The 11066-nt window shown below is 66.0% G+C and carries 11 protein-coding genes and 1 tRNA gene; 6 read left to right on the forward strand and 6 right to left on the reverse strand.

The window, feature by feature from the left end; translation table 11 throughout:
• Positions 1 to 30: 30 nt before the first annotated feature.
• Positions 31 to 450, reverse strand: coding sequence for an H-NS histone family protein (locus C1924_RS17560; protein WP_108766450.1), 420 nt, complete (start codon positions 448 to 450; stop codon positions 31 to 33).
• A gap of 231 nt (positions 451 to 681) precedes the next feature.
• Between C1924_RS17560 and C1924_RS17565 the strand changes: the two genes are divergently transcribed.
• Both C1924_RS17565 and C1924_RS20380 read left to right on the forward strand, forming a co-directional pair.
• Positions 682 to 1161 (forward strand): YcxB family protein, encoded by a 480-nt coding sequence (locus C1924_RS17565; RefSeq protein WP_108766451.1) that lies wholly within the window; start codon positions 682 to 684, stop codon positions 1159 to 1161.
• A gap of 88 nt (positions 1162 to 1249) precedes the next feature.
• Positions 1250 to 1792: a hypothetical protein gene (locus C1924_RS20380; RefSeq protein ID WP_159094834.1), complete on the forward strand. Its 543-nt coding sequence runs from the start codon at positions 1250 to 1252 to the stop codon at positions 1790 to 1792.
• A 320-nt stretch (positions 1793 to 2112) separates the two neighbouring features.
• On the opposite strand, the gene C1924_RS17570 is transcribed toward C1924_RS20380, so the two are convergent.
• From C1924_RS17570 to dtd, 5 genes are all read right to left on the reverse strand, one after another.
• Positions 2113 to 2188 (reverse strand) — tRNA-Ile (locus C1924_RS17570).
• Positions 2189 to 2228: 40 nt separating this feature from the next.
• A complete protein-coding gene (locus tag C1924_RS17575) occupies positions 2229 to 2543 on the reverse strand; it encodes a hypothetical protein (protein WP_108766452.1) in 315 nt (104 codons plus the stop codon).
• 184 nt (positions 2544 to 2727) lie between these two features.
• Positions 2728 to 4128, reverse strand: coding sequence for a type II toxin-antitoxin system HipA family toxin YjjJ (yjjJ, locus tag C1924_RS17580; protein ID WP_108766453.1), 1401 nt, complete (start codon positions 4126 to 4128; stop codon positions 2728 to 2730).
• A gap of 246 nt (positions 4129 to 4374) precedes the next feature.
• A complete protein-coding gene (rpoD, locus tag C1924_RS17585) occupies positions 4375 to 6231 on the reverse strand; it encodes an RNA polymerase sigma factor RpoD (RefSeq protein ID WP_108766454.1) in 1857 nt (618 codons plus the stop codon).
• Positions 6232 to 6321: 90 nt separating this feature from the next.
• Positions 6322 to 6762, reverse strand: coding sequence for a D-aminoacyl-tRNA deacylase (gene dtd, locus C1924_RS17590; RefSeq protein ID WP_108766455.1), 441 nt, complete (start codon positions 6760 to 6762; stop codon positions 6322 to 6324).
• Between the two features lie 61 nt (positions 6763 to 6823).
• Here dtd and C1924_RS17595 point away from each other — a divergent pair, with 61 nt between their 5' ends.
• From C1924_RS17595 to C1924_RS17610, 4 genes are all read left to right on the forward strand, one after another.
• Complete coding sequence (locus tag C1924_RS17595) at positions 6824 to 7744, forward strand: lauroyl acyltransferase (RefSeq protein WP_108766456.1); 921 nt, start codon at positions 6824 to 6826, stop codon at positions 7742 to 7744.
• 54 nt (positions 7745 to 7798) lie between these two features.
• Positions 7799 to 8932, forward strand: coding sequence for a GTP cyclohydrolase II RibA (gene ribA / locus C1924_RS17600; protein WP_108766457.1), 1134 nt, complete (start codon positions 7799 to 7801; stop codon positions 8930 to 8932).
• 76 nt (positions 8933 to 9008) lie between these two features.
• A complete protein-coding gene (locus tag C1924_RS17605) occupies positions 9009 to 9509 on the forward strand; it encodes a PH domain-containing protein (RefSeq protein ID WP_108766458.1) in 501 nt (166 codons plus the stop codon).
• Positions 9506 to 11044: a PH domain-containing protein gene (locus C1924_RS17610; protein WP_108766459.1), complete on the forward strand. Its 1539-nt coding sequence runs from the start codon at positions 9506 to 9508 to the stop codon at positions 11042 to 11044. Before C1924_RS17605 ends, C1924_RS17610 begins: the two co-directional genes overlap by 4 nt.
• The last annotated feature ends 22 nt before the right edge of the window (positions 11045 to 11066 follow it).

The raw sequence follows: 11066 nt of genomic DNA on the forward strand, positions 1-11066 counted from the left end.
CACCCCGTGCGCGGGAATGGGACGCAGGCCTCAGGCTTTCTTGATGACGGTGCGCTTGCCGATGTTGCTGGTCTTGCCGGCGGTTGGTTTGGCCAGACCCGGAATCAGGAAATCGGTGACCTTGTGGCCCATGGACACCTTGTGTGCCAGCCAACGCGGCATGCGGCCACGGCCGGTCCAGGTCAGGCGCTTGTATTCCGGATCGCGGTATTTGGCGGCGACCTTGCCGGTTTTACGACGGGCGGGTTTACGCGCGGGTGCGGCGGTTTCTGCGGCTTCATCGCCGAAGAGTTCTTCGATGGTGTAACCGGCTTCAGCGGCGGCGACCTTCAGCAGGCGGCGCACGGCGGCGGCCGGGCGGCGGGTGGTGATCAGGGCTTTGCGCTGTTCAGCCGCAGCCACCAGTGCGCCCAGCTCCCGGAGGCTGAGCGATTCGATATTGATAGTCATGCGGGGAAAGGTCTACTGCGGCGGGCTGGGTGTCAAGTTTTCTTTACTGTTGCAGAACATTTCCAGCGAAACTCTACGCTCTGCAGCCATTCCTGTTTTGGCGCCTTGGGGTGACGCGCACGGGACTATGTTTCAACCCTTTTTTTGAATATTTTCATATTCGGCGCCTCCACGGGATGGCACAATTTTCAGGAGGATCTCGTTTCAGTGCGTTATCACAGGTGAGGGCTGATGATCTCCGGAATACTTACTCAAGAGCAGCATCTCCACGCACTTCGCCTGCATCGGCGGAAGGCCGTAAAGGTGCTGGTAGGGGTGCTGCTGGGGTGCGCAGTTGTCGGCATTGCCGCGCTCGCCGTGGGCCATCACTTCCCCGGCCTGGTCTTGGTTGGCGGCAGCCTCTGCGGAGTAGTCGGTGCATTCGTCCAGTCCAGGCTGGCGCTGCCACGCCAGATCGCCAAGATCCATCGTCAGCAGGCGAGCCTGCACGCGCACTACACCTACAGCTGGGACGACGAGTGGCTCAGCGTTGCATCGGAGCATGTGCAGGCCAAACGGCGGTGGTCGGATTACATCAAGATGCGGGAAAGTGATGAGCTGCTGCTTCTCTACCATTCGGACGTCATGTTCGAGGTTTTCCCGAAAGCATGGTTCAACGAACAGACGCAGATCAATGAGTTCCGTCGACTGGCCTCGCGGGCGACAGGCTAAGCATTACGAAGAATGCAATGGGTGGCGCGTGGTTCAGAGCGCTGTTGCAGCTACTCTGGTGACAACAGGACTGCCGAAGTAGACCAGCATGCGCTCGATCGTACTCCCAGTTGTTCTTTCCATTCTGACCGTCCCAGCAACCGTTCAAACAGTTGCCCGCCCACCCTCCCCTCCAGTACCGCCAGCGGAGGCGTATCAGTGGATACATATGACGGGGACGGTTGAGCATGCGCTCAAGCTTGGACTGACAAGAACGCTTTGGGAGGAGACCTCAAAGGAGGGGGAGTCGCAGGACCATTTCGTGTCACGCATCGGCCGATACGCTGCCATGATTCTAGAATCAAGTCGGGCGACGATCTGTGGCCAATTGGAATACTCCGCCGACAATCGCAAGAAGATTCAGCTGAAGACCACTTCTTCGGCAGCCGACTGTGCAGCCACTGGCTCAACGCTGCCCTACGTTTTTGTCAAAGGCTCTGAACCTGACGCTGAAAAAACAAAGCCATTTCTAAGCGAGCTCACGGGTCCAACTTATGCAGTGACCCGCTCCGGAGTGGAATTCAAGAATGGCAGATCGAGCAGACATGTCATTACCTATGGCGAAAGATTGTTCGACGTCTCGTCACGGTGAATGCAATCATGCGCTCCTCAGTATTCTTTGCTGCCAACGTCCGTATTCTTGTCGCTTGATCAGACGGCGATGTTGCCTGCGACCTATGGGCTGCAGGACCTCCATCCAGAAGACCTGCGACCGCCTTTTGGCGGCTGATCGGCGCCAGCAAGGGCTCGCGTTTCAGAGCGATGCTCGGCGATGGATTGAGGCTCGGAGCACGGCCTCGCGGTCGATAGCCGACTGTGCTGGCAACGATCGTAAACGGTCACCAAGCAGTCACCAGATGATGCTGACTCAACGACGAGGGCTTCGCGGTTGATCCCAAGTGCCTGATTTGTTGGTGGGCCCACCAGGATTCGAACCTGGAACCAAGGGATTATGAGTCCCCTGCTCTAACCGTTGAGCTATAGGCCCTGCGCAGCGTCACAGTGTAGTGGACCGCGCCCCTGCCCGGCTACTCAGGCATCACTGCCAGTGCTTTGGCCACCCGCTCCAGCCGCACTTCCGCAATCTCCGCGAAGTGCTGCATCTGCCGCAGGTGTGCGTGGTACAACGCAACCGTCCTTCTGGCCGCTTCCAGCCCGGGTTGGTTGCGACCACCAAAGCCCTCAACCAGCTGCGCGCCAGACCGCGTCAGAAGCGCCTGCGTCGTGCGGCGGGCGAACCCCAGCCGATCCTCGCGCTCATCCTGCTCCACTCCCTCCCAATCCAGCAGCGGCGAGAAGTCGGCCTGCAGGGGATCAGGTATTTCGTGTTCGACAACATTCATGGCGTAACTCCAGATGCATAAGGGATCCGTGCAACAGGCAGCACTTGGTGTGCATGGCCTGCTGCCTGTCTGCATCGGTGCCGGTGAAGATCCGGCCCGCCTACGCGATGTGTTGAGCATCTGCCCTACCAGCGTGGGGCTGTCGCGGGGAGAGTTCAAATGGCAGATGCGACATCGGGTGTAATCACCCAAATCGCGCCCCCATCGCCCTCACCCTCTCGGCATTAGCCGCCGCCAATTCCCGCAGCCCAACCGAACCCACCCGCGCATCCCCCGCAACCCGCTCCCAAAACGCACTGGCCAGCGGCGCGGCCCAGCGCAGGTGTTCCAGCTCCCCACTGCCACGCGGCGCCACCGCTTCCAACGCCACATCCGCCCGTAACACCCCCAACCGCGATGGCGCCAACGACATCGGCAGCATGTCGTACGCAGGCGCCAACGGCAGCGCGCCGCGATCAATGAAATGGAAACCGATGTTGCCCTGATGCATATCGCTGTTGCCGATCAACCGGCCAAACGCATGCAGCCTTGCCATGGCCTGCACGGTATCGGCAGACAGCCAACCCGACGCCTGCAGCAGCGCACCCGCACGTGGCCACTCCGCAGTCGCCTCGCCGGTAAACGCGGCCGAAAGCGACAGGAGCGAGACGAAGCCCCGGCGCCCCAGCACATCGGCGCTGCGATCAAAGCGCGTCACTTCCAGGAAGGTATGCGTGGGCGTCTGCAGCAACTCACTGCTGGCGGCCTCCACGCCGGCGGCGCGCAGGGTTCCCAGCGCGAGGTGTTCGCACACCAGCAGGTCGGCCCAGCGCTGCGCAGCGTCGCCACCCTCGGGCTGGGCGAACTTCACGATCACGGCGCGGCGCCCGCCGTCGCCTTCCACGGTGGCGGTGAACTTGGGCTGCTCGCCCCCAGGCGACGACCCCACGTCTTCGCCACCCAGCGCGGCGCGGGCGCGTTGCGGGTACTGCTGCGGCCGGTCACGTGCATCCACGCGGTCAGGCGGTGCATCCAGCGCGGCCAGGGCCGCCTGCACGGGCTCGCCGCCCAGCAGCAGATCGCCGGTCTCGGTGCCGCCGCCATGCACCAGCGCCACCAGCACGTCGTCGCGCTGCCAGCGTGTCAGATCCGAAGGCAGTCCAAGCCCGCGCGCGCGGCCATGCGCGAAGCTGCGGCCGAGGAAGCCTTGTGGGCGCAGGTCGTCGAGGTACCACGGCAGGCCTGGGAAGAAGGCGGCGATATCGCCGTCCGGTGCGCGCAGCAGGTTGGGACGCGCGCGGCTGGTGTCGACGTGGAAGGTATCGCCACTGAGGGCGATCACCCGGCCCAGCTCTTCCAGAGTGGCGTCCTCGCGCAGACGGTAGAGCGGCCATTCGCTGCCGGCGCGGGAGGGCTGGCGCAGGGCATAGGCGGTGGCGCGGGTCTGGCCCAGCCGCACGACCTGATCGCCACTGGCCGCGACCAGGCGGCTGAGGGTCATGCGGTTCACGCCCAGGTGCTCGGCCAGCACGGCCGCCGGTTGCGGCTGGCCGGGGGGAAGCTGGGCGATCAGATCTTCGGGCTGCAGGAGCGCGCGGCGGGCCATGGCAGGGCCTACGGGACGAATAGTGTTACGTATTTATCGCAAAATAACGCAGAGGGCAAGCCTAACGAAGCTTAAAAATCATTGTTTCACAAGGACTTTTGTGGAAAAAGCGAGGAGAGGCATCAAAAATAGTGTTACGTAAAAGTTATGAATTCTTCATGCAGTCCGCCAGGCATGGCCCGGCACTACCAAAGAAAAACCCCGCCGAAGCGGGGTTTCTCTCAACACATCAGCGGTACCCGGATATCAGTCGATATCCAGGAAGCTGCGCAGCTGTTCCGAGCGGCTCGGGTGACGCAGCTTGCGCAGGGCCTTCGCTTCGATCTGGCGGATGCGCTCGCGGGTCACGTCGAACTGCTTGCCGACCTCTTCCAGCGTGTGGTCGGTGTTCATGTCGATGCCGAAGCGCATGCGCAGCACCTTGGCTTCCCTCGGGGTGAGGCCGGCCAGCACGTCGCGCACGGTTTCAGACAGATTGATGTTGGTGGTGTTCTCGATCGGGGACTCCACGTTGGTGTCCTCGATGAAGTCGCCCAGATGGGAATCCTCGTCGTCGCCGATCGGGGTTTCCATCGAGATCGGCTCCTTGGCGATCTTCATCACCTTGCGGATCTTGTCTTCCGGCATGTCCATTTCCTTGGCCAGCTCCTCCGGCGTAGCCTCGCGGCCGTACTGCTGGAGCATCTGGCGGGAAATGCGGTTCAACTTGTTGATCGTCTCGATCATGTGCACCGGAATACGAATGGTGCGTGCCTGGTCGGCGATCGAGCGGGTGATCGCCTGGCGGATCCACCAGGTGGCGTAGGTCGAGAACTTGTAACCGCGGCGGTACTCGAACTTGTCCACGGCCTTCATCAGGCCGATGTTGCCTTCCTGGATGAGGTCGAGGAACTGCAGGCCGCGGTTGGTGTACTTCTTGGCGATGGAGATGACAAGGCGCAGGTTGGCCTCGACCATTTCCTTCTTGGCCTTGCGGGCCTTGGCTTCGCCGTAGGCCATGGCGCGGCTGATTTCCTTCAGCTCGTCCAGGTCCAGCAGGGTCAGCTTTTCGATGTCGATGGTGGCCTGCTGCTCGGACACGATCTGGTCCTTCACCTCACGCAGCGCCGAAGACCACTTCTGCTTGCGCTTCAGTGCGTCTTCCACCCATTCCAGGTTGGTCTGGTTGCCTTCCCAGGAACGGATGAAGTCCTTGCGCGGCATGCGGGCAGTGACGGTGGCCAGGTTCAGCACGCGGCGCTCATGCGACTTGATGTCGGCCATGGTGTCGCGCAGCTGCTTGGTCAGCACGTCGGTCAGCGGCAGCGGCAGCTTCAGGGTGACGAACACCGCCGACATCTCCTCGCGGAGCTTGGGCAGGTTCTTCTTGTCGCCCTTGGCGGCAGCCTTCTTGAAGGCATTGAACGCGTCGGTCAGCGCCTGCATGCGTGCGGCGACTTCCTCCGGGTCCGGACCGGTCGGTGCGGCTTCTTCATCGCCGCCGTCGACATCATCGTCCTCGTCCTCGTCGGCGTCGGCGTCGGCATCGTCGCTGTCATCGGAGGCCGCGGCGGCCGGCGGCGCCGGTTCTTCGTCAGCCAGGTCGTTGAAGCCGACGATCACTTCGGCCAGGCGCTTCTTGCCTTCCTTGTGGGCGTCGTAATCGTTCAACAGCGATTCGACCGACACCGGGAACTGGCCCAGCGCGGCCTGCACCTGCGAAAGGCCTTCCTCGATGCGCTTGGCGATGGCGATTTCGCCTTCGCGGGTCAGCAGCTCGACGGTGCCCATTTCGCGCATGTACATGCGCACCGGGTCGGTGGTGCGGCCACCTTCGGTGTCCAGCGCGCTCAGCGCTGCGGCGGCTTCTTCGGCCGCGGTGTCGTCGACCTCACGGTTGCCCGTGTTGCCGTCGTTGAGAAGCAGGGTTTCCACATCCGGCGCAACTTCATGGACATCAATGCCCATGCCGTTGATCATGCCGATGATGTCTTCGATCTGTTCCGGGTCGACCATGTCGTCCGGCAGATGGTCATTGACTTCGGCGTAGGTCAGGTAGCCCTGTTCCAGGCCCTTGCTGATCAGTTGCTTGATTTCGGATTGGGCAGGACGTTCGTTGGCCATGTAGTGCTCGCGCCACCGGCTAGGGAGAAATAGGGAACGTAGCATTATACCAGCCCGGGGCCCCGCCTGCCGGGCGGTGGTCCCGGCGGCTCAGGGCCTGAGAAGGAAGGTCACGGGACCATCGTTGACCAGGCTGACGACCATATGGGCACCAAACCGGCCTGTTTCCACCCCCGGGGCGTGATTTTCACGGCAGATCTCGACAAATCGATTGAACCCGCGTTCAGCCTCGTCCGGCGGGGCAGCGCTGGTGAAGCTGGGGCGCATGCCCGACCGGGTCTCGGCGGCCAGGGTGAACTGGCTGACCAGCAGCAGCCCGCCCCCGGTATCCCGCAGCGAACGGTTCATTTTCCCCGCCTCATCTGCAAATACACGGTAGCCGAGCAGGCGTTCGGCCATCCGCGTGAGCTGCGCTTCGGTGTCGCCCGGCTCCATGCCCACCAGGGCCAGCAGGCCGGGGCCGATCTGCCCGACCGCCTCGCCTTCCACGTGCACGGCGGCCTGGGTGACGCGCTGGATCAGGACAAGCATCGAAGGGCTCCAGATAACGGGGCCGGCCACGATAGCAGCGCCCTTGGCTAAACTGGGGCCAATGAATCCGCAACGCAAAGCCCGGCTGGTCTACCGCGCCACCACCCTGTTCGCCCGCCTGCCCTGGCCGCTGCTGCGGGGGTTTGCCCACGCCCTGGCCTGGGCCTGGATCCGCGTGAACGCCCGCGAGAGCCGGGTGACCCGGCGCAATCTGGAACTGGCCTACCCGGACATCACCGGCGCTGAGCGCGACCGCCTGCACCGCGAGCTGCTGCGTTCGACCGCGCTGCAGGCCATCGAAACCCTGCGCCTGTGGAGCCAGAAGCCGGCCGACAACCTGCGCCTGCACCTGAAGGAGCAGCACGGCGCGGCCCTGTATGACGCCGCCCTGGCCAGCGGCAAGGGCGTGATCGTGGCCGCCCCGCATTTCGGCAACTGGGAGCTGTTGAACCAGTGGCTGGCGTCCCGCGGGCAGATCGCCATCGTCTACAAGCCGCCGGAGGACGAGGCCGGCGATGCCTTCCTGCAGCTGGTGCGCGGGGGCCAGAACGTGCAGCAGGTGCGTGCCGAAGGCCCGGCCGTGCGCCAGCTGTTCAAGGTGCTCAAGGACGGCGGCGCCACCGGCATCCTGCCCGACCAGCAGCCCAAGGCCGGCGACGGCGTGTTCGTGCCGTTCTTCGGGGTGCAGGCGCTGACCATGACCCTGGTCAACCGCTTGGCCGAGCGCACCGGCGCCACCGTGCTGTACGGCTGGTGCGAGCGCATCGGGCCGGACATGGAATTCGCCCTGCACATCGAACCCACTGATCCTGCGGTGGCCGACCCGGACCCGCAGGTGGCCGCCACCGCGCTCAATGCCGGCATCGAGCGCATCGCCCGCCGCGACCCCACCCAGTACCAGTGGACCTACAAGCGTTACACGCTGCGCCCACCGGGCAGTGGCGAGGATGACCCGTACGCGACCGAGGCGCACCCTCACTAGAGGCCGCCCCGCCCGTGCGTTGAATACAACGCTGGCGCCCCCATAGAGACTGCGATGTCCGCCTCCCCCGGTCCTGCCATGCCTGCTTCTTCCCTGTTCGGCGATCCCGCCGCGATCCGCTGCGAACGTGCGGTGGCCGAGCTGCGTGCCGGTCGCCCAGTGCTGCTGCACGATGGCCACGGCCAACGCCTGGCGGTGATCGCGCTGGACAGTGCAACGGCCAGCAGCTTCGCCGCCTTCGCCAGCGCCGCGCGCGAGCGCCACTACCTGTTCCTGACCGCCACCCGGGCACGCGTGCTTGGCGTGGAGGCCCCCGAGGGTGCACGGCTGCCGCTGGCCGGTGTGGCCTTCGATGCGCTGCCCTCGCTGGGCTACCTGCGCGAGCCGGGCCCGATGCCGGACGGCTGGAGTGCCGGCGATGCCTTTGATGCCGGGGCGGTGGAACTGGCCCGGCTGGGCCTGCTGCTGCCGGCGATGGTGGCCGTGCGCCTGGAGGCCGATGACCCCACCTTCGACGGTGCCGCCGAGGTGGCCCTGTGCGACCTGGCCGAGGGCGCGGCCCATGCGGCGCACGATTACGAACTGGTGGCGCGCTCGCCGGTGCCGCTGCGCGATGTGGGCATGACCACCTTCGCGGTGTTCCGCGGCGGCGTGGCCCAGCGCGACCAGGTGGCGATCATCGTGGGTGAGCCGGACCTGTCGGCCGTGGTGCCGGTGCGCGTGCATTCCTCCTGCCTGACCGGTGATCTGTTCGGTTCGCTCAAGTGCGACTGCGGCGACCAGCTGCGGCGCGGGCTGCGCAAGCTGAAGGAACTGGGTGGCGGCGTGCTGCTGTACCTGGACCAGGAAGGCCGCGGCACCGGCATCGCCGCCAAGATGCGCGCCTACGGCTACCAGCACGATGGCCTGGACACCATCGACGCCGATGCCCAGCTGGGCTTTGGTGCCGACGAACGCCGTTACGGCAGCGCGGTGGCGATGCTGCGCGGCCTTGGCATTTCGCGCGTGGCGCTGCTCAGCAACAACCCCACCAAGGCCCAGCGCCTGCGCAATGCCGGCATTGAAGTGCTGGACTGCATTCCGGTGACCGGCGAGATCACCGCCGAGAACGAACAGTACCTGCGCACCAAGGCCGACCGTGCCGGCCACATGCTCGACGTCGACGCGCTGATCCAGGCCGCCCAGTAACGCGGCCGACCTGCTACCGTCTGCGCGGGGCGGCTGCGGCCGCCACCGCCCTGCCCTGCTGCCGACGGACGCCCGCGTGACCGAACTGCCTTCGCCTGCCCCGCCCCTGGACCACTGGCAACCGCTGCCACGCCGTGCCGCGCGCATGGCCGCCTTCGAGGGCGCCTTCGGCGGCCTGTTCGTGCCCGGCGCGCCACTGGCCGCCGCCTGGTGGTTCTTCGATCTGCCGGGGGGCCTGTGGGGTGCGCCGGTTGGCCTGCTGGTCGGCCTGGTGTTCGGCGCCTGGCTTGGCCACCGCCGCCTGACCCGCACGCGGTGGCGGCTGGACGCACAGGGGCTGGGCCTGCGCCGCGACCTGATGTGGCAGCTGGAAACCCGCATTCCTATTTCCCGCGTGCAGCACCTGGACCTGCGCCGTGGCCCGCTGGAACGTCGCGCCGGCCTGGCCACGCTGATCGTGCACACCGCCGGCACCCGCCTGAGTGCGGTGACGGTGAGTGGCCTGGACCACGCCGATGCCGAGCGCCTGCGCGACACCCTGGCGCACCAGCTCGACCAGGACGCCGACGCCCTGTGAGCCAGCCACCGCCCCTGCCGCCGTCGCTGCCTGGCGACGGCCACGAACATCGCCTGCACCCGTGGTCGTGGCTGTTCGTGCTGCTGATGCAGTTGCGCCACTACCTGCTGCCCCTGGTGGCATTGCTGGTGTTTGGCCAGCGCGGCGACCGCGACCCGATGTGGGCGCAGTTGATTCCGCTGCTGGCCATCGCCGCGCTGGTGCTGGTCTCGGTGCTGCAGTACCTGAGCTACCGCTACCGCATCGGCAACGATGCCATCACCGTGCGCAGCGGCCTGCTGTCGCGCAACCGGCGCGAGATTCCCTTCGCCCGCATCCACAACGTGGAAGTGCGGCAGAACCCGCTGCACCGCCTGTTCGGGGTGGCCGAGCTTCGCCTGGAATCGGCCGGTGGCGTGCGCCCGGAAGCCGAGATGCGGGTACTGAAGCTGGACCAGGCACTCGCCCTGGAACGACTGGTGCGCCAGCGCGGGCAGGCACCGCAGGCCGTGGCCAGCGATGCGCCGCAGGACGCACCCAGCGACGAAGACGAACAGGTACTGCTGCGCCTGTCGGCGTGGGACGTCGTGCGCATGGGCCTGTTGTCCAACCGCGGTTGGGCGCTGGCCGCCGCCGCGGTCGGCGTGCTGTTCCAGACCGTGCCGCGGCCGATGATGGACGATGCGATCCAGCGTGGCGGCCGCCAGGCCTTCGGTTACTTCAGCCACCTGCACGCCGGCCTGACCGGCACGCTGCTGCTGGTGGCCGCCGCGCTGCTGCTGGGCTGGCTGGGGCTGCGCGTGCTGTCGGTGGTGCTGACCGTGCTGCGTTATCACGGCTTCACCCTGAGCGAACGCGAACGCAGGCTGACGGTGTCCACCGGTCTGCTCAGCCGTACCCGCAGCAGCGTGGCGCGGCGGCGCATCCAGGCCTGGACCCTGCGCGAAGGCACGCTGCAGCGCTGGTTTGGCCTGCGCCAGCTGCGCATCGACAGCGCGGCAGGTGGTCCTTCCCGCGATGACGACCGCGCCTTGCGCGAACTGGCACCACTGGCCGCGGCGGCCACCTGCGAAGGGCTGGTCCGGCACCTGCTGCCGCAGCTGCAATGGCCTCCCGCACAGTGGCATGCCTTGCCGCAGCGCGGCTGGTGGCGGTTGAGCCTGGGCAGCCTGGTGCTGGTGCCGTTGCTGGCGGCGGGCGCGTACTGGCGCTGGGGGCCGTGGGGCCTGCTGGTGCTGGCGTGGCTGCCGGTGGCGCTGCTGGTGGCGCAGCGGCAGATGGCGCGCATGGGCTGGCACCTGGACGACCAGTACGTGGCCGTGCGCGGCGGCTGGTGGAAACGATGGTGGCGCTGGGCCGAACTGGACAAGGTGCAGGGCCTGCGCCTGCAGCGATCACCGCTGGACAAGCTGCTGGGCACCGCCAGCCTGCAGCTGGACACGGCTGGCGCGCATGGCGATGTGGCACTGGCGCTGAATTACCTGCCGCAGGCGCAGGCACAGCAGGTGATGGAGCAGCTGGCGGCGGCCTTGGCGCGGCGCAAGCTGCGCTGGTGAAGGCAGGCATCCACGCATGGCG

The sequence above is a fragment of the Stenotrophomonas sp. ESTM1D_MKCIP4_1 genome (genome assembly GCF_003086895.1).
In the GTDB taxonomy this organism is placed as follows: domain Bacteria; phylum Pseudomonadota; class Gammaproteobacteria; order Xanthomonadales; family Xanthomonadaceae; genus Stenotrophomonas.